The organism is Amycolatopsis sp. NPDC043887, from assembly GCF_056435665.1.
In genome coordinates this window covers 56,741-75,464 of sequence record NZ_JBWKEB010000017.1, presented here as the reverse complement: position 1 = coordinate 75,464, position 18,724 = coordinate 56,741, and the positions used below count along the sequence as shown (strand labels likewise).

The window sequence follows — 18,724 nt, the reverse complement described above, 5'->3', positions numbered from 1 at the left end:
GAACGCGAGGAATCAGCAGGTGCCGGCGGTGGCGCGGAACACCTGGGTGCGTTCCCCGGACAACGGACGCACACGGACCTCCGGATCGGCGGCCGGGAGCCACACCGACTGGCCGCGGCGGAGTTCGACCTGCTCGCCGTCGTCGGCCGTCACCAGCAGGCCACCGGCGGTGCACAGCAGGATCTGCGGCCCGACGTCGTGGACGGCGACCTCGCCGCCGTCCCCAGCGTCCCATTCGATCCGCGACAGCTCGAACTCCGGCGCGTCGGTGCGATACACCGACATGCGCTCCTCGCGTTCTCCGCTCTGGACCGGCATCTCGCCACACGCGAAGTCGACGACGCGCAGCAGCTCCGGCACGTCGACGTGCTTCGGGGTCAGCCCGCAGCGCAGGATGTTGTCCGAGTTCGCCAGGATCTCGACGGCGGTGCCGTGCAGGTACAGGTGCAGGTTGCCGGCGGGCAGGTAGATCGCCTCGCCCGCGCTGAGGGTGAGCCGATTGAGCAGCAGCGCCGCGAGGACCCCCGCGTCCCGGGGATGCGATTCGCCGAGCTCCAGGATGGTCCGGCATTCGACGCCGAACTCGCCGCGTTCCTGGACGTGCTTCACACACGAATCGAGGACCTCGGGCAGCAGTTCGTCGAGCGCGGCCTGCGGCAGGGTGATCCACGTGGTGAACAGCGCGCGCAGCCCGGCCGGATCCGGCTGGGCCTCCAGCAGCACCGCGTACTTCGCCAGCCCGGGCGTCTCGATCGCCTTCAGCAGCGCGATCGTGCGTTCCGGGTCGCGGAAGCCCGCCAGCGCGTGGAACTCCGTCAGCGCGCAGACCAGTTCCGGTTTGGCCGTCGGGTCCGGGTAGTTGCGGTTCGAGGCGTCGCGCGGGATCCCCGCCGACTCCTCGCGCGCGTACCCCTCCGCCGCCTGCGCGGCCGACGGGTGCGCCTGCATCGAAAGCGGCTCTTCGGCCGCGAGGATCTTCAGCAGGAACGGCAGCCTGCCGCCCCAGCGGCCGGCGCAGGTCGTGCCGAGCTGACCGACGGGATCGGCTTCGACGAGCTCCAGCAGGCTCCGCTCGGTGCCGTCGGGGCCGATGACGTGGGACGGGTCGCCGGGGTGGGCGCCCATCCACAGTTCCGCCTCCGGATGCGGCGCCGGCACCGGGCGCCCCAGCAGCTCGGGGATCGTCGTTCTGGACCCCCACGCGTAGGGCCGCACGGCATTGCGCAGCAGCTCCACTGTCACCTCAACTCCTCGCCGGGCACGGGTGGTGTCGGCCCTCATTGCTTACGTCGCGCTCGGGACTCACGCCGTTGCAGGCGTGTACCTCCCGGCGCCGCCGATGCTGCCGACGGCCAGCCCCAGGTAGACCGCGGCCAGCTCGAAACGCAGCGCGAGAACGGCCGCACGCACGATCTCGTCCGTTTCGATCTCTTCGGCCGGGGCGATCACGTCGCTGCCGGGCAGCAGGTCTTCCGCCTGATAGCGGGCGGCCTCCGCGGCGGGCCCGGTCCGAACCGAGAGGAGCAGCACCCTCGGCGTCGCGCCGTCCCCCTCCTCAGGGTCCGCGAAAATATCGCGATCCACGCCGCCGGACAACGCCGCCCGCCGCAAAGCGGGCCTGGCCAGTGCCTGGCGGTAGTCCTCCACGTCACAGACGACGGCGGCGTGCGCGGCGAACGCGTGGGCCGCGTGCTCGCCGACGGCGACCGCGACCGGGTCCAGCCCCCACAGCAGCGGCTGGCGCTCGGCCAGCTTCAGCGCCATCGCCTTGGCCGGGTTCGCGAACGAATCCCTGGCCAGGTAATCCTTCTCGGCCTCCGCGTCGAGCTGGTCCGCGAGCTGCTCCAGGTCGGCCACCAGCAGGCCGAGCGCGTTCGCGGTGAGCAGGGCGGCGGCGAGCCCGCGCGGGAACGCCATCTCCGGCGGGACCGGGAGCCTCGGCGCGAGCAGCAGCCCCTTGCCCGCGACGGCGGCCGCGACGGGGCCTTCGCCGGGCGCGGACAGCACGACGGTCGCCCCGAACCGGGCGGCGCGTTCCAGGGAGGCGGCCAGCTCGCGGTCACCGGCGTCGTCCGTGTGCGCGAAGACCACGTCGAGCGCGCCGATCCAGCTCGGCACCACCTCGGCGACGACCACCGGCACCGGGCACGACGGGGTCAGGAGCGCGGCGACCAGCCGGGTCAGCGTCCGGCTGACCCCCGGCCGGTCGATCAGCACGAGCGAGCGCGGGCGCCCGACGTCCAGGCGATCGCTCAGCTCGATTTCGGCCGCGGCTTCGGCGGTCGCCCGGACCTGGGCGCCCGCCATGGCGGCGGCACGGAGAAGCCCCGCGGTGTCGGCCTCGGCCAGCCTCGCGGGATCGTCGAGCAGGGACTCGTCAGGGACCGTCGGCATGGGCGCCATCCGGGGTCGTCGGCTCGGTGGCTTCGTCCAGCAACAGTACCGGAATTCCATCACGGACCGGATACACGCGACCGCATTCCGTGCAGGTCAGCGCGTCGGCCTCCGGGTCGGCCGTCGTCCCCGGCCGCAGCGGCGCGTGATCGGGGGACGGGCAGGCCAGGATCTCCAGCAACTGTGCGTCGAACGTGACGGCCATGGTTACTCCCTACCTGTGGGACGTCTCAATGTGCGTTTTCACGACACATTCGTTACCCACGGACGATCGCCAATACGTCTTCGGTCAGTGCCCGGACGGCCTCGGCGTCGGCGGCCTCGACGTTCAGGCGGAGCAGCGGCTCGGTGTTGGACGGGCGCAGGTTGAACCAGCCGCCGCCGGGAAGCTGCACGGTGAGCCCGTCCAGTTCGTCGATTTCGACGCCGTCGCGGGCGCCGAACGCGTCCTTGACCGCCATCATGCGCGCGACCTGGTCGTCGACGGTGGAGTTGATCTCACCGGAAGCCGAGTAGCGCGAGTACTCCGCTGTCAGCTCGGACAGAGGGCCCGTCTGCTCGCCGAGGGCGGCGAGCACGTGCAGCGCGGCCAGCATGCCGGTGTCGGCACGCCAGAAGTCACGGAAGTAGTAGTGGGCGGAGTGCTCCCCGCCGAAGATCGCGCCGCTCTTGGCCATCTCGGCCTTGATGAACGAGTGCCCGACCCGGGTGCGCACCGGCTTGCCGCCGTGTTCGGCGACGATCTCCGGGACACCCTTCGACGTGATCAGGTTGTGGATGATGGTGCCGCCCGGCTCCTTCTCCAGCTCGCGGATCGCGACCAGCGCGGTGATGGCGCTCGGCGAGACCGGCTCGCCGCGCTCGTCGACGACGAAGCAGCGGTCCGCGTCGCCGTCGAAGGCGAGGCCCGCGTCGGCGCCTTCCTCGCGCACCCTCGCCTGGAGGTCGACGATGTTCTTCGGGTCGAGCGGGTTGGCCTCGTGATTCGGGAAGTTGCCGTCGAGTTCGAAGTACATCGGGACGACCTCGATGGGCAGGCCCGCGAAAACCGTCGGAACGGTGTAGCCGCCCATGCCGTTGCCGGCGTCGACGACGACCTTCAGCGGACGGCTGCCCGAGAGGTCGACGAGCTTGCGCAGGTACGCCGCGTAGTCCGCGAGGACGTCCTTCTCGGTCACCGAACCGCGCTGGCCCTCGAAGGCGGGCACACCCTGCTCGACGGTGTCGCGGATCTCCGCGAGACCGGAGTCCTGGCCGACGGGGGCGGCGCCCGAGCGGCACAGCTTGATGCCGTTGTACTTCGCCGGGTTGTGGCTGGCGGTGAACATGGCGCCCGGCAGGTTGAGCGACCCGGACGCGAAGTACAGCTGGTCGGTGCTGGCGAGGCCGATCGACACGACGTCGAGGCCCTGCGAGGTCACGCCGTCGGCGAACGCGGCGGACAGCTCGGGCGAGGAGTCACGCATGTCGTGGCCGATCACCACGGAGTCGGACTCCGGCTTGATCAACAGGGCGAACGCCGATCCGAGGTCGCGGACGAGTGCCGCGTCCAGCTGCTCACCGACCACGCCGCGAATGTCGTAGGCCTTCACGATGCCCGAAAGGTCTGGCACGCCTGCTCCCCGCCAATAGTCTCGTTACAACGCCCTCTGGCGCGCTCGAAAGCCTACCGGCGAGCCCTCGCGTCAGGCGCGGCCGGGCAGGACGCGCAGGTGGCCGCGCCTGCCCGAGGGGCCCTCGGGTTCGGGCTCGGGCGCGGGCTTGTCGGACCGGCCCGCCTCGCGCACGGCCTCGGCCAGCGCGGTCAGCTCGTCGGCGGACGGGTCCGGGGCGGCGAAGGCCCCTTCGTGCCGCACGACTTCCCAGCCCTTGGGCACGGTCAGCCGGAGGGCGTGCGCCTCGCAGAGGTCATAGGAGTGCGGCTCGCTCGCGGTGGCCAGTGGGCCCACCACGGCTGTCGAATCACTGTAGGCATACGTGAGCGTGGCGACAGCGGGTTCGAGACAACCCGTTCGCGAACACTTTCGTACGCTCCGCACGATCGAGAACGATAGCGCGTCGCGGGCCGGGCGTACCGGCGACACGCGCTTTGAATCGCCGAGCGCGTACCCTTCGGTTCGTGGCGACGGCTCGTGATTCCCGACAGCGACGGCGGATGCGACGGGACCGGCACGGCCGGGGCCTGCGCGGAGCGCTGTATCCGTCGACCCTTCCCGCCGCCGCTAGCAGGGCGGAAAGGTTCGACGCGCTGGTTTTGGACGCGCTCGAACCGATCGAAGCGCGGTGGCGGCACGAGCTGACCAAGCTCGACGTCGCCGTCGACGACGTCCCTGAAGTTCGCTCGGATGGCGCACCGACCGGAGTGGACGGCGTCCTGCACGACGGCGCCGTCCCGCTCTCGCGGCTCGTGCCCGCCGGCGTCGACCGCGCCGGCCTCCCGACGCGGGCCCGCATCGTCCTCTACCGCCGCCCACTCGAAGCGCGCGCGAAGGACCCCGGCGAACTCGCGGAACTCGTCCACGACGTCCTCGTCGAACAGGTCGCGGGCTACCTCGGCGTCGAACCCGACGTCATCGAAGGCGAATAACCCTCACCTCCGCACCCCAGCCCCCGCCCTTCCCCGGGGGGCGTCCCCAGCCCAGTGTATCGCGGGGCGGCGACGGGACCTGCGGAAACAGCGCTGGAGCGCCGAGTTGTCCACAAGGGGAAGGGGCTGTGGGCAACTCTGGGGCCGACGTGTGGGCCAGGTAGCTCAGAGGGTTCCCAAGCCGTGGCGACCGGGCCTACCGTCGGAGGCGCGATGTCGCCAATGCGTCAGTGGGGACGCTGAGCGACCCAAATGCCACATTGGGGACATCAGAGCCCAAACCCAGCGGCAGAAGCCCGGTGACCCCGGCCGAATGTCCTGAAGGCCAGCGAGCCCAAGCGCAGCGGACAGAAGCGCAAGCAGGACCCACCGAGACAAGCGCTCAAGAAACCGGAGAACGCCTCCGCGCAGGAACGGCCGTCAGCAGCGTGAACAGCACCGCGGCCACCTGCGCCAACAGCAGCAGATTCCGCGTGGTCCCCTGGTGCTCCACCACGACCTCCGACGGCGTGGGCGGAACCGAGACCGCCACCTGATGCCCCCACGCCCGCACGATCGGCACCGCCTTGCCGTCCACGCTCGCCTGCCAGCCCGCCTCGAACTCCGCGGCCAGCACGAGCAGCCGCCCGGTCGGTCCTTCCGAGACGCGCACCCGCACGTCCGGCAGCCCGGCCTGCACCGGCGCCACCCCGGGCGACGCTCCGGGCGCGCCCTTCCCGGTCACGGCCGCCTGCGCCAGTTCCGGCGAGATCAACGCCACCTGCCCACCGGCGGGCAGCAGGCGCAGCACCGGACGCCCGTCCGAAGTCGGCGCCGCCGGAGCGACCAGATCCCGCGCGAGTTCGACGAAAGCACCGCCGTCGGCACCGCTCGGCAGGACGACATACGAGACCCCCGAGGCCAAAGCGGCCGCGAAGGCCTGCTTGACGGCGTCCGGCGAGCCTCGCAGGAGGTCCCGGCGCCACGTGGCGAGCCGATCGGCGCTGCCCGGCGTCGGCGCGAACTCGTCGTCGCCGAAAGTCGGCAACCGCCCACCGGTCTGCCGGGCGAGGTCACCGATCACCAGCACCGAGCGGCCGCTCGAAACCAGTTCCGCCGAGATCTCCGGAGCCAGCGAGGGACGCTCACCCGCCCGCAGGGGCCCTTCCCGTCCGGCGACGACCGCACCGGTCGCCAGCGCCAGCAGCACGAGCACCCCCGCCACGGCCGTGACCTTCGCCAGCCACGGCGCGGGATCGACCCCGGACCCGCCTCGCTGCCAGGTCGCCAGCACCGTCCACAGCAACCCCGCGCTGATCACCAGCAGCGGCACCCCGGCGTATCCGGTCGCGTGCGCGCCGCCCGACATCGGCGTCACGGCAACGAACCGCACCGCCACGAGCCCGAGCACACCCAGCACGACGACCGCGACACCGCCGCCGGCGCCCTTCGACGGCCGGACCACCAGCGCGACGATCGCGGCGGCGACCAGCGCCACCCCGATCGGCCAGGCACCGGGACCGCCCGGGTCCAGTCCGGCGAGGTCGGCCCCGGACGCGGCCGTGGCACCGCCACCGAGCCCGTGCAGCAGCAGTTCCGGATGCCGCAGCAGCACACTCGGCCACGGCAGCAGCAACGCCAGCGGCAGGAACACCACGATGCCGACCGAAGCGATCCGCCGCGCGAGCCCGGTCGGCGACGGCAGCACCACGAACCCGATCAGCAACCCGACCAGCGCCAGCGCGTGCGCCAGCGGTGAGAAGGCGCCGATCAGCGCCAGCCCGATCGCGCTCAGCGCGGAAACGTGCAGCCATCGCGAGTCCGCGCGGACGAGCAGCCCGACGATGCCCGCGATCACCAGGGGCAGCAGCAGATGCACGACGACGACGTCGAGCCGTCCCTGCGCGACCGAAGCGGTGGCCGCGGGGAGCACGCCGTACGCAGCCGCGACGACGGCCCGAACCCAGCGACGCACGCGAAGGTGCCGAGTGGCGGCGTACGCGCTCAGGGCGGCGAGCGGGATGTCACCGATCAGCAGGATCGCGACCAGCGCCGCCGGCCCGCCGATCGGGGTGAAGATCGCGCCGAGCGTGCCCAGCACCGGCAACGTCGCGGGCGCGGGGCTCGCCGTCCCGCCCGCGATCGCGTGCCACGGCGCGAGATACGACGACCAGATCTCGCCGAGCCCGCCGACCGGCAGCAGCTTCCCGCCGAAAAGGTCCAGCCCGAGCCGGGAACCGTTGATCACGAAGGCGAGGGCCGTCAGCACCACGAGCATGATCACCGGCGGGGCGAACACGGTCGCGCCCAGGACGCGTTTCCGGTCCACCTCGACGAACACGAGTTCCGGTTCCGGCCGCCGCCCGCCGTCCCGGGGCACCGGCGACGGTTTCGGCCCCTCCTCCGGAGCCGTGGGCTTTTCGGGAACCGCGACCGCGACGACCCCGCTGGGCCGCCGCAGACCCGTCCCCCGCGAGCCGACACCGCGCATCGCCCCCGCGGGCAGCGCGCCGGGACCGACCGGGCGATCCTGTCCGGCCTTCACCGCCTCCGGCGGGATCCAGGCCCCTCCCTGATCGACGCTCTCCGGCACCGTCCCGAGGGCGAAATCCCGTTCCACGCCACGCCGGACGAGACCGACGACACCGGCGCGCACCGCGTTGCGCACCCGCGTCATCCGGCCGGTGAACAACCCGCGGACGTGGCCCGGCCGATCGGTCTCCCGGCGTTCGGCGCGGGCCGCGCGCAGTCCGCCGCGACCGCGCAGCAGGTACCAGGTGGCCCCGAGCTCCGCCCCGGCCTCGCCGGTACGCCGCAGCACCAGGAACGCGAGCGCCCGCAGCACCGCGAACAGCGGAATCCGAAAAAGACCGAACCAAAAGGACAGTGGCGAGCAGTTGACGAGGAAAACGCGCAGCCCGTGCGCGCGGTTCGCCGTCGCGAGGGAAAGACCGAGAGCGTCCGGTTCGCGCTGTCCGGTGCTGAGCGCGCGAGCGTGCCGGAGCCGGGCCGCCGGCACCGAAAGCACGCGGCCGCCCGCGGCGTTGGCACGCCAGCCGAAGTCGAGATCTTCGCGCAGCAAGGGAAAGCGCGGGTCGTAGCCGCCGAGTTCGTGCCAGGCTTCCCGCCGCACCAGCGATCCCGCGCTCGGCACCGCGAGCACGGCGGTGTCGTTCTCGTCCGGTGAGATCTGCTGCCGGTGGCCGATGGCGTCGGTCGACAGCCCGGCTTCGACGATGAGCCGCGGGTCGCTCCAGTCGACCGCGAGCGGGCCGAGCACCGTCGCCTCGGGCTCGTTTTCGGCCGCTGCCAACAGGTTTTCGAGACAGTCGGGTTCCGGCGCGCAGTCGTCGTGCAGCAGCCAGAGCCAGCCACCGGGATCACCCCAGCGTTCGACGGCGTGCTCGACGGCCTCACCTACGGCGGCGCCGAAGCCGACATCACGGGAAAGTGTGAGGATTCCGTCCAAGACCGGGGCTTCGCCGACGGACGCCGCGTCGGCGAGGATCTTCGCCGTCCCGTCGGTGGATCCGGTGTCGACCGCGAGGATGTGCCGCGGCCGGACTCCGCTGCGCCGCAGCGCGGAAAGCGCCAGTGGCAACCAGTTCTCGCCGTTGTGACAGACCACAATGGCCAGAACGGGGACCGTGCGCAACACAGGTGACGCGGCAGTGCGGGACAACGGGCACTCCAGATGTGGCGGCGAAGTCGAGTGCCGCCACCCTACGACGCGACCCTGTCACCCGTTGGTGGCCCCACTAGGTGGAACCGGGCAGGAGCGATCTCCGGCGCGCACAGGCCACCGGAGATCGCCGTCACACAGCTCGCTTTTTCAGTTTCCTACGCTCACGTTCGGAGAGCCCGCCCCAAATACCGAACCGCTCGTCATGCGCGAGGGCGTACTCGAGGCACTCGTCCTTGACCTCGCAACCGAGGCAGATCCGCTTGGCTTCACGGGTGGAGCCGCCCTTCTCGGGGAAGAACGCCTCCGGGTCCGTCTGCGCGCAGAGGGCCCGTTCCTGCCAGTCCTGCTCTTCCGCGGAGGCATCGTCGAAAAGCTCGGTGAGATCGCCCAGTTGCTGCTCCGGGACCTCACCCCAACCCACGACTTGCCCCCATTCCCTTCCATCTGCTTCCAACCGCACGTCCGCCTCCTCGCTGTCCACGCACTCCCCAGGCTGGCGGTGTTGAAACACCATCCGCCGCCCCCTTCCAGCGACGAATGACATCACTGTGATTACACCCGTGTAGTGCGGTCAGGTCAAGCGGAGTAGCGAGTTCGGGGGATACCCGCGCGCGGAAGCGCAAGGGGACACGCCGAGAACTTCACATCGGGCATACGGAAGACTGGAGGGGTGCAGAGATCAGCAGTGCGGCCAAGCCCGATCTTCCTCGGCATCCTCGCGGTCACCGTCCTGGGCGGTGTACTGGCGGCTTTCGGTGACGCGACCACGATTTACACCCGCGACTACGACGTGCTGACCATCGCCGGAGTGGTCCTGCTCGTCGCCGGTGGCTGGGTGGCGTCCCTGACGCTGCACGAGTTCGGCCACGCCGTAGTGGCGTTCCGGGGTGGTGACCACAGCGTCGCCCATAAGGGTTACCTCTCCATGGACGTCCGGAAATACACGGATCCGGCACTGTCCATCATCCTGCCCTTGGTATTCCTCATCATCGGCGGCATCCCGCTGCCGGGCGGCGCGGTCTGGATCGAACACGGACGCCTGCGGTCACGCGGCGTCCAGTCGTGGGTTTCGCTCGCCGGACCGCTGAGCAACCTCGCCGTCGGTGTCCTGCTGACCCTCGTCGTCGCGCTGGTGCCGATGGCGAGCGGCCTCGTGATCGGGCTCTCGTTCCTGGCGCTGCTTCAGATCGTCACGTTCATCCTGAACATCCTGCCGATCCCCGGCCTCGACGGCTGGGGCGCGATCGAGCCGTACCTTTCGCCCGGTGCGCGCGAGCTCGGTGCGAAGGTCCGGCCGTGGGCGCCGCTCGCGCTGTTCGCCGTGCTGTTCCTCGTACCCGGAGCCAGCTCGTTGCTGTGGCAGGGCTCCTACGCGGTCTTCGACTCCGTCGGCGGCTTCTCGCGCGGCGCCCAATATGGACAAGACGCGTTCATGTTCTGGAGGTGAGCTCGCCCTCGGGGTGCTCGGTGAACCACTCGTGCGCCCGCTTCCAGACGCGTTTGAGGCCGGACCGCTCGCCGAGGTAGTCGCCCGCCATGCCGACGACCGGCAGCTTCCCGAGCGCACGGTGGAAAAGACGGCCGCGAGGGCGCTTTTCCAGTTCGTCGACGATGCCGAGCAGACCACGGCCGAGGCGCCACAGCGTGCCGGCGGCCGCCTTCAGGGTGATCTTGCCGTGCTTCTTCTTGGCGTCGTCGAGTTCTTCGGTGAGCTTCGCCGCTTCGTCGTCTTCGGCGGCCTTGTCGTGTTCGGCGTGTTTGCCCGCCGCGATCACCGGATCGATGTCGCGTTCGAAGAGGACCCACGCGATCAGCCGGACGCGGGCGCCGACGTCGGTCACGCCGTACTCCCCCGCGATCGCGCACAGCAACACCCCCTGCGCCGCCGAACCGAGCGCGTCCTGCACGGGCAGCCGGTCGGCCAGCGCTCCGCCGAGGCCGGGGATCGCGGTGATCAGCGCGGTGAACCGGCCGACCCGGTTCACCCACCAGTCTGTCCGCTGGTAGTTCGACATCTCGGCCCACGCCGCGGTGCCGGGCACCTTGACCGAGGTGATCCCGTTGAGCAGCTTGTCCTTCAGCCCGGGCTCGACGCCGTCGAGATCCTCGTGGCGGCGCCCTCTGGCCTGGAGGCCGAACGGATCCGCGTCACGCAGCGCGTCGACCATCGGCCCGCAGGCACGGACGAACGGCCGCAGCACCGCCACGACCTGGCGGTCCGAAATCGCTTCACCCACCGCTGACTCCCTTCGCGGCTTTCGCCGCCCTTCCCAGACCACCACCCAGCGCCAGTGCTCCGGGCAGCGCCCCGCCGCCGATCAGCAGCAAGGCCCGCCAGTCCTGTATCAGCACCAGATCACCACCGGGCCCGGTCGCGCCCATTCCGAGTACGACTAGTACCCAGACGAGCAGCGGAATCACCGAAAAGGAGGGCCGCACCACTTTCGCGGTCGCCCGCACCAGCAGCGGGGTGGTGATCACCGCGAGCACCACGGTCACCGGCATGGGCGCGTCCCCGAGCTTCGGCAGCACGATCCCGTCGAGCCGGAGCGGCAGGAAGAACAGTTCGAGCAGTCCGAGCAGGAACGCGTCGAAGGTCAGCAGGGCCAGCAGCAGACGCTGCCGCGAGGTGAGCGGCGTGTTCACCTCGCGAGGCCCCCGAACAGATCGGCCGCTGTGCCTTCGGCCGGTCCGTATGCGAGCACGAAGTACTCGTCCGGGGTGATCGGCTGCGCGATGTCGTTGCTCAGCGCGAAGTGATCCGCGAGATGCGGCGGAGCGGGCACGCTGACCTGAGTCTCGTGCGCCCGCAGCGCGGCCGCCTTCGCCGGGATGTGCGCGCCGACGTCGAGGACGGTCGTGATGGTCTCGTCCGGCGTCACCGGCAGTTCGCCGTCTTCGGGGACTCGGAACGGGGAGCGCCCGCGCAGCGCGGCGAGGCCCGCCGCGACGGCGTCGCGGGAAGAAACCGTATGGAAGACCCGCTCGACCGACGCGGCCTTCGGCGCCGCTGCCATCGTGACCTCGTGCGCACGGATGTGGTCGGGGTGCCCGTAACCCCCGAAGGCGTCATACGTGACGACGACCTGGGGCCGGACCTCGTCGAGGATCTCGGCGAGCTGAGCCGCCTGCTCGTCGAGGTCGCCGCCGGAGAAGGCCCGCGGGTGGGCCGCCGACGGCGTCCCGGCCATGCCCGAATCACGCCAGCGGCCGATGCCGCCGAGATACCGGTGCCGCGTGACGCCCAGCGCCGCGCAGGCCGACGCCAGCTCGCCCGCGCGGTAGCCGCCGAGCTGGTCCGAGGCCCACGAACCGAGACCGTCGAGGGACGGCGGGATGATCTCGCCTTCCTCACCGAGAGTGCACGTGACAACGGTCACTTCGGCGCCTTCGGCGGCGTAACGCGCGATGGTGCCACCGGTGGTGATGCTCTCGTCGTCCGGATGGGCGTGCACGAGCAGCAATTTGGGCAGATCGGAGATCACGGCTTGAAGACTAATTCGAACACGGCGCGCTTTCCTTTATAGGGTGTCGGGAACGGAAGCCCCGAGCACCGACCTTAGTCGGGCGGCTCTCGGTTATCCTCGCGCACGTCCGAGGCACTCTTTACCGCCGAGGACGCGTTGACACCGTCACGGGCACTGCGCCGTGACTTATAAGTACCCCCACGAAGGGCATCTTGGTGAGCACTGAAGCAGCATCGTCGGACCTCGGCGGCGTGTCGGGTTCGGTTCTGTCCATCTCCGACCTGAGCGTCTCGTTCCCGACCGACGAGGGCGTGGTCAACGCCGTCAAGGGCATCGGTTTCGACGTCAAACCGGGTGAGATCGTCGCGGTGGTCGGCGAGTCCGGTTCCGGCAAGTCGGTGACCTCGATGTCGGTGCTCGGGCTGCTCCCGAAGACGAGCCGGATCGCGGGCGAGCTCCGCCTCGGCGACCGCAACCTGGCCGACCTCAAGGAGAAGGACCTCCAGAAGATCCGCGGCAACCAGGTCGCGATGATCTTCCAGGAGCCGATGACCGCGCTGAACCCGGTCTACACCGTCGGCTGGCAGCTGCGCGAGGCGCTCCGCTCGCACCAGGACATCTCGAAGGAAGCCGCCGACAAGCGCGCCATCGAGCTGCTGGAGATGGTCGGCATCCCGAACCCGCCGCTGCGCTTCAAGCAGTACCCGCACCAGCTCTCCGGCGGTCTGCGGCAGCGCGTCGTCATCGCGATGGCGATCTCGTGCGACCCGAAGGTCATCATCGCCGACGAGCCGACCACGGCGCTCGACGTCACCGTGCAGGCGGAGATCCTCGGCCTGCTGCGCAAGCTGCGTGACACCCTCGACACCGCGATCGTGCTGATCACGCACGACATGGGTGTCGTCGCCGACCTCGCCGACCGCGTGGTCGTGATGTACCAGGGCAACATCGTCGAAGAGGCGCCGGTGCGCGAGCTGTTCGCGTCGCCGTCGCAGGAGTACACCCGCAAGCTGCTCGCCGCGGTCCCCGTGCTCGGCCAGCGTCCGGAAGGCCGCCGCCTGCTCGAGGAGGGCATCTCCGCCGACAGCGACGAGGCCACGAAGATCGCCGAGGAGATCCGGCTCGAGGACTCCGAGCTCGCCGCGGTGATCGAGGAGAACGCGCCCGCGCTCGAGATCAAGAACCTCGTGCTGGAGTACCCCGGCCGTCGCGGCCAGGCGAAGAACCGGGCGGTGGACGACGTCTCGCTGAGCATCGCCAAGGGCGAGATCGTCGGCCTGGTCGGCGAGTCCGGTTCCGGCAAGTCGACCGTCGGCCGGTGCGCGATCCGCCTGCTGACCCCGACCGCGGGCACCGTGTCGATCGCGGGCAAGGACATCACGAACATGTCGAACAAGGAGCTGCGCCCGCTGCGCCGCTACTTCTCGATCGTGTTCCAGGACCCGGCGTCCACACTGGACCCGAAGATGACCATCGGCGAATCGATCGCCGAGCCGATGGTGCTGCACAAGTTCCTGCAGGGCAAGGCCCTGAACGAGCGTGTGGCGTCCCTTTTGGACAAGGTCGAGCTCGGCGGCCACTACCGCAACCGCTACCCGCACGAGCTGTCCGGCGGCCAGCGCCAGCGCGTCGCCATCGCGCGGGCGCTCTCGCTCGACCCGGCGCTGCTGATCGCGGACGAGCCGACCTCGGCGCTGGACGTCTCGGTGCAGGCGCGGGTGCTGGACCTGTTCCTGGACCTGCAGCGCTCGCTGCAGTTCGCCTGCCTGTTCATCAGCCACGACCTCGCCGTCGTCGACCTGCTGGCCGACCGCGTCGCGGTGATGCAGCACGGCAAGCTGGTCGAGGTCGGCACGCGTGACCAGGTGCTGCACTCGCCGCGCGAGGACTACACCCGTCGCCTGCTGTCGGCCGCCCCGGTCGCGGACCCGGTGCTGCAGGCCGAGCGGCGTGCGGCCTGGGAGGCGGGCAAGCTGGCCCCGGTGGCCGACTGACGTTTCCGTGAAGGCCTCCTTCACCGCGCTGGACGCGGTGAAGGAGGCCTTTGTGTATCTGGACGCCACTCGCGTGTCTGGAGCCGTAACTCACGTGATTGAAGGCGGCATTCGCGTGTCTGGAGCCGTAACTCGCGTGTCTCCGGACAGATGTGAGAGTTACGCCTCCAAGCACGCGAGTTACGGCTCTGATCACGCGAGTTACGGCTCCCGGTCCGTGAAGGCCTCCTTCCCTACCCTCAAAGTAGGGAAGGAGGCCTTCGCTCCTCTGGAGTCGCTAGAGGGACCTGGCAGCGTGTCCCGAAAGTGGCTTTCGCGACACCTGTCACGGTGCACGAATGCCCCGCAGCGCGTGAAGGCCCCCTTCCCTCGGCTGAGCCGAGGGAAGGGGGCCTTCACGCGCTAAAGAGGGCCTTACGCCTTCTGGCGGCGCTGCCGCGGGTCGAAAGCGTCCCGCAGGCCGTCACCGATGAAGTTGATCGTCAGCGAGATCAGCACCAGCACGACGAACGGGCCGAAGAACAGCGCCGGCCGCGCCTGGAGCTGCGCGTAGTTCTCGAGGATGACGCGGCCGAGCGACGTGTCCGGCAGTTGCACCCCGAGCCCGATGAACGACAGTGCCGCCTCGATCAGCACGGCCTGCGCGACCGCGAGGGTCGCGTTGACCGTGATGAGGCCGACCATGTTCGGCACCAGGTGCTTGAACACGATGTGGAACGTCCCCGCGCCGGACGCGCGGGCGGCGTCCACGAACTCGCGCTGGGACAGCGACATCGCTTCGGCCCTGGCGATACGGGCGATCGGCATCCAGCCGAAGGAGGCCAGCACCAACGCGACGATGTACCAAGCACCGCCGCCGAACACCTTCGCCAGGATGGCGGCGGCGGCGATCTGCGGGATGATCAGGAACAGGTCCGTGACACGTGAGATCGCCGAATCGGTGAAGCCGCGCAGATATCCCGCCATGGCCCCGAAAACGGTGCCGATGGTGGTGGCGACGAGCGACACGATGAGCGCGATCAGCAACGAGTACTGCGTGCCGCGCAGGATCTGCGACACCATCTCCTTGCCGACCTGTGTCGTCCCGAGCGGATAGTCCGCACTGGGCTTGGCGAACGACGGGAAGGAACTGTCCTCGTAGTCGTACGGCCAGAAGATCGGCATGATCAACACGGTCAGCACCAGGAGCAGCAGCACCCCCGTGCAGACCATCGCCAGCTTGTGCCGCAGGAACTTGCGCAGGACCAGCTTGCCCTGGCTACGCGGCTCCGGCAGGGCTTCGGGGGGAAGCTTGCCTTCGGCGGCGGCGTCATCCGCCTCGATGAGGGAGTTCAAGTCAGCCAACGCGAATCCTCGGGTCCAGGATGCCGTACATCAGGTCGGCGATCAGGTTGGCGACGATGATGCTGGTGGCGATGACCACGAGCCAGCCCATCATCACCTGCGGATCGCTCTTGGTCACGGCTTCGACAAGCAGCTTGCCCATGCCATTCCAGTTGAACACCGTCTCGGTGATGATCGCGCCCGAGAGCACGGCACCGAAGTTGACGGAGAACAAGGTGGTCACCGGAATGAGAGCGTTTCGGAAGGCGTGCCGGAAGATGACCCGCCCATTGGGGAGGCCCTTGGCGCGCGCTGTCCGGACGTAGTCCGCGTTCAGCGTCTCCAGCATCGAAGCCCGCTGGAACCGGCTGTACGCGGCGAAGCTGATCGCCATGATGGACAGCGTCGGCAGCAGGTACGCACCGACATAGCTGGCGAGGAAACCACCCGGACCGTCGAAGTTCAGCGATTCCGGGCTGGTGGTCCGGATCCACGGGTTACCGAGAACATCGGTAAGGCCCAGATCACGGACCCAGCCGTTGACCTCGATCGCGGAGTTCTTCAGCACGATCGCGACGCAGAAGATCGGCATCGAGAACAGCAGGAACGCCACCGTCGTGGCGATGTAGTCGATGATCGAGTACTGCTTGACCGCCGCGACGACACCGACGAGAACGCCGAGTGCCAGCGCGAGCAGTTCCGCACCGATCACCAGCTTGGCGGTGACCTCGAACGCGGCGACGACCTTCGGGAACACCGGGGCCAGCGCGTTGCCCTGGGCGATCGAGATGCCCCAGTCGCCCGTCACGAACGCGCCGAGCCAGTCGAAGTACCGAAGGACGATGTTCTTGTCGAGACCGAGCTGACTGGCGACCTGGTTCAAGGTCTCCTGACTCATGGCAGGATTGCTTCTCAGCTCGCCCAGCGGGTCGCCGGTGCCGGCGACCATGACGAAACACAGGAAAGTCCCGACCAGCAGGACGGGAATCGATATCGCCAGACGGCGAAGAATGTAGATCACCAGGTTCAACGAACTGCTCCTCATCCGGGCCTGGCCGCCGAAGTGCTGGACCGCTGCCCGGTTGTCCACCGTAGTGGCGGTAACCCTACGGTCAACAGCTACTTCCGGCGGGTACGGGGCCCGGCTTTTGGCCGGACCCCGTACCACCTCCGATTGCGTAAGCGAGTGGTGAAAAAGCGGGGCGGAAGCCCTACTTCTTCTGCTCCCACTCACCGACGTTCCACAGGACACCGTTGTACGACTGCATGTAAGTGCGGTCGATGCCCTTGAACGCCCACATGGACGGGGTCTGGAACAGCGGCAGCGTCGCGTACTCGTCCGCGATCGCCTGGTCGGCCTTCTGGTAGTTCTCCAGCTGCACGGCCTCGTCGGTGGCCTTCACGGCCGCCTCGAAGGACGAGTCGATCGTCGGGTTCGACAGCCCCTGGTAGTTCTGGCTGCTGTCGTCGACACGGGTGATGTAGATCGACTTCTGCTCGGCCTTGAACGGAGCGGCGGACCAGCCGAAGAGCGCGACGTCGTAGTCGCCCGCCGCGAGACGGCCACCCTTCAGGAAGTTGGCGTCCGTTTCGTCGGTGATCTCGATACCGGCGAGCTTGGCCTGCGAGATGACGATCTCGACGGTCTGCGTACGACGGGCGTTCTGGTTGTGCGTGATCTTGAACGACGCGCGCTGGCCGTCCTTGGCGAAGATGCCGTCGGCGCCCTTGACCCAGCCGGCGTCGGTCAGCGTCTTGGCCGCGGCCTCGGCGCCCAGACCGGCCTTGCTGCTGTACAGGTCCTTGAAGCCCTGCTCACCTGGCATGAACACGATGCTGTTCAGCGGGGTCGCGTCGGCCTGGACCTCCTTGAGCAGCTTGTCGGTGATCTCCTGGCGGTTGACGACCTCGAAGAACGCCTTGCGCAGCGACTTGTCCTTGAACATGCGCTTGTAGTTCAGGTCGAAGTGCTCGAAGGTCAGCTGCGAGGCCGAACCGTAGGTGATGCCCTGGGCCGCGAGGCCCTTCATGGTGTTCGCCGCGGTGGCGTCCGGCTGGGTCGAAGCGGCGATGTCGATCTCACCGTTCTGCAGCGCGGTCGCCATGGCCTTGGTGTCCTCCATCGCCTTCACGACGATCTTGGAGGGGCCACCCTTGCCACCGATCCAGTTCGGGTTCTTCTCGAGCGTGACGGCCTTCTGGTTGGCGTCGAACGCGGTGATCTTGTACGGACCCGAACCCGGCATGTCCTCGGCCTTGAAGCCCTTGAACCCGTTGGTCCAGAAGTCACCGGCCTTCGTCAGCTGGGCCGCGTCACTGGTCGGGGTCAGCTTGGTGATGTCGGCGACGCCCGAGTTCTTCTCGACGATGTGCGCGGGCATGATCGCCGTCGAGTTGAACAGGCCCTTGTAGTCCAGGTACGGCTCGGTGTACTTGGTCTCGAAGGTCAGGTCGTCCTTGCAGGTCGCCTCGTTGATCAGCGAGTAGCCGGTGGTCGAAGCGGCGAGGAAGGCCTGCTTGCCGTCGGCGGTCTTCGCCTTGCCGGAGTGCGCCAGCCACGACAGGTACATGTCGTCGCAGTCGAACGCCTCGTTGTCCGACCACTTGACGTTCGGCTTGATCTTGTAGACGACGGTCTGCGGCTCCTTGGAGGTGACCTCCCAGGAGTCGAACACGTCGTTGTTCAGCAGCACCTTGTTGTTGCCGTCGAGCACGTCGGCGCCCGCGAGCACGGCGGTCAGGATGTAGGTGTTGTACGACGAGTTGGTGTCAGGCGTGTCGTTGTTGTAGCCCGAGTACCCGTCGTCGATGCCCACCGTGACGGTGCCTTCGTACCCCGGGGTGTCCGCGAGCTTGAAGTTTTCGCCGTTCTGCGCCTTGCCGGTCGCCATGCTCTTGATGTCGGTCGATGACCCGTTGGGGTCGGTACTGCCGCTGTCGCCACCGCTGCATGCGCTCAGCGCAAGCGCGGAGGCCGCGACCAGCGACCAGGCGGAGACTGCCTTGGACTTCCTCATGAAGTGTGCCCTCCTAGCACTGGGTTCCTGAGATCGGAACAGGACCCCACACCGCTCCGGTGAGATGGCCCGGAGCCTATGACACGCCAAGCAACACTCATTTGGCGCACTGCCGGTGCACGCTAGAAAGGAAATGCACGAACAGTCACCAGTTACGGAGGGATCGTGACCAAAGGGTAACTTGCGGCTGACATCAAGAAATACAGTGGTTACCTTGAGGAATCAGTCCACCACTCGAACGTGCCGGGAAACGTCACCCTCCAGGGTCCGACTCGGAC

The 18,724-nt window shown here is 68.9% G+C and carries 16 protein-coding genes; 3 read left to right on the top strand and 13 right to left on the bottom strand.

Features of this window, described 5'->3' with window-relative positions:
• Positions 1 to 12: 12 nt before the first annotated feature.
• The 5 genes from manA to AC069H_RS35005 form a co-directional block, all read right to left on the bottom strand.
• Entirely contained in the window at positions 13 to 1,236 is a 1,224-nt protein-coding gene (manA, locus tag AC069H_RS35025) for a mannose-6-phosphate isomerase, class I (RefSeq protein WP_478235231.1), read from the bottom strand.
• Between the two features lie 66 nt (positions 1,237 to 1,302).
• Positions 1,303 to 2,394, bottom strand: a complete 1,092-nt coding sequence (locus AC069H_RS35020; protein ID WP_478226284.1) for a hypothetical protein — start codon at positions 2,392 to 2,394, stop codon at positions 1,303 to 1,305.
• Positions 2,378 to 2,599 (bottom strand): Trm112 family protein, encoded by a 222-nt coding sequence (locus AC069H_RS35015; RefSeq protein ID WP_240599820.1) that lies wholly within the window; start codon positions 2,597 to 2,599, stop codon positions 2,378 to 2,380. Before AC069H_RS35015 ends, AC069H_RS35020 begins: the two co-directional genes overlap by 17 nt.
• Before the next feature lie 52 nt (positions 2,600 to 2,651).
• A complete protein-coding gene (locus AC069H_RS35010) occupies positions 2,652 to 4,007 on the bottom strand; it encodes a phosphomannomutase/phosphoglucomutase (protein ID WP_340687141.1) in 1,356 nt (451 codons plus the stop codon).
• Positions 4,008 to 4,079: 72 nt separating this feature from the next.
• Entirely contained in the window at positions 4,080 to 4,433 is a 354-nt protein-coding gene (locus AC069H_RS35005) for a DUF3499 domain-containing protein (protein WP_073848429.1), read from the bottom strand.
• A gap of 116 nt (positions 4,434 to 4,549) precedes the next feature.
• Here AC069H_RS35005 and AC069H_RS35000 point away from each other — a divergent pair, with 116 nt between their 5' ends.
• Positions 4,550 to 4,981, top strand: coding sequence for a metallopeptidase family protein (locus tag AC069H_RS35000; protein ID WP_007028954.1), 432 nt, complete (start codon positions 4,550 to 4,552; stop codon positions 4,979 to 4,981).
• A 382-nt stretch (positions 4,982 to 5,363) separates the two neighbouring features.
• Here AC069H_RS35000 and AC069H_RS34995 read toward each other — a convergent pair whose 3' ends face one another.
• Complete coding sequence (locus AC069H_RS34995; protein ID WP_478235188.1) at positions 5,364 to 8,642, bottom strand: glycosyltransferase; 3,279 nt, start codon at positions 8,640 to 8,642, stop codon at positions 5,364 to 5,366.
• A gap of 133 nt (positions 8,643 to 8,775) precedes the next feature.
• The gene (locus tag AC069H_RS34990) at positions 8,776 to 9,159 is read right to left on the bottom strand and encodes a WhiB family transcriptional regulator (protein WP_007028952.1); all 384 of its coding nucleotides are present in this window, start codon (positions 9,157 to 9,159) and stop codon (positions 8,776 to 8,778) included.
• 171 nt (positions 9,160 to 9,330) lie between these two features.
• Here AC069H_RS34990 and AC069H_RS34985 point away from each other — a divergent pair, with 171 nt between their 5' ends.
• Positions 9,331 to 10,092 carry a site-2 protease family protein gene (locus tag AC069H_RS34985; RefSeq protein ID WP_478235230.1) on the top strand — a complete coding sequence of 254 codons (762 nt, stop codon included), beginning with the start codon at positions 9,331 to 9,333 and terminating at the stop codon, positions 10,090 to 10,092.
• On the opposite strand, the gene AC069H_RS34980 is transcribed toward AC069H_RS34985, so the two are convergent.
• The 3 genes from AC069H_RS34980 to mshB are packed head-to-tail and all read right to left on the bottom strand — an operon-like array spanning position 10,076 to position 12,130.
• Complete coding sequence (locus AC069H_RS34980; RefSeq protein ID WP_378443474.1) at positions 10,076 to 10,882, bottom strand: hypothetical protein; 807 nt, start codon at positions 10,880 to 10,882, stop codon at positions 10,076 to 10,078. The two genes, AC069H_RS34985 and AC069H_RS34980, sit on opposite strands and share 17 nt — an antisense overlap.
• A complete protein-coding gene (locus AC069H_RS34975; RefSeq protein WP_478235187.1) occupies positions 10,875 to 11,291 on the bottom strand; it encodes a hypothetical protein in 417 nt (138 codons plus the stop codon). The genes AC069H_RS34980 and AC069H_RS34975 overlap by 8 nt, the downstream gene beginning before the upstream one ends.
• Positions 11,288 to 12,130, bottom strand: coding sequence for an N-acetyl-1-D-myo-inositol-2-amino-2-deoxy-alpha-D-glucopyranoside deacetylase (gene mshB / locus AC069H_RS34970; RefSeq protein ID WP_478235186.1), 843 nt, complete (start codon positions 12,128 to 12,130; stop codon positions 11,288 to 11,290). The genes AC069H_RS34975 and mshB overlap by 4 nt, the downstream gene beginning before the upstream one ends.
• Before the next feature lie 197 nt (positions 12,131 to 12,327).
• On the opposite strand from mshB, the gene AC069H_RS34965 reads away from it, so the two are divergent.
• Positions 12,328 to 14,106: an ABC transporter ATP-binding protein gene (locus tag AC069H_RS34965; protein WP_478235185.1), complete on the top strand. Its 1,779-nt coding sequence runs from the start codon at positions 12,328 to 12,330 to the stop codon at positions 14,104 to 14,106.
• Between the two features lie 414 nt (positions 14,107 to 14,520).
• Here AC069H_RS34965 and AC069H_RS34960 read toward each other — a convergent pair whose 3' ends face one another.
• From AC069H_RS34960 to AC069H_RS34950, 3 genes are all read right to left on the bottom strand, one after another.
• Positions 14,521 to 15,450 (bottom strand): ABC transporter permease, encoded by a 930-nt coding sequence (locus tag AC069H_RS34960; protein WP_478235184.1) that lies wholly within the window; start codon positions 15,448 to 15,450, stop codon positions 14,521 to 14,523.
• Complete coding sequence (locus AC069H_RS34955; protein ID WP_478226408.1) at positions 15,443 to 16,459, bottom strand: ABC transporter permease; 1,017 nt, start codon at positions 16,457 to 16,459, stop codon at positions 15,443 to 15,445. Before AC069H_RS34955 ends, AC069H_RS34960 begins: the two co-directional genes overlap by 8 nt.
• Before the next feature lie 181 nt (positions 16,460 to 16,640).
• Positions 16,641 to 18,446 (bottom strand): ABC transporter family substrate-binding protein, encoded by a 1,806-nt coding sequence (locus AC069H_RS34950; protein ID WP_478226278.1) that lies wholly within the window; start codon positions 18,444 to 18,446, stop codon positions 16,641 to 16,643.
• Positions 18,447 to 18,724: the final 278 nt, after the last annotated feature.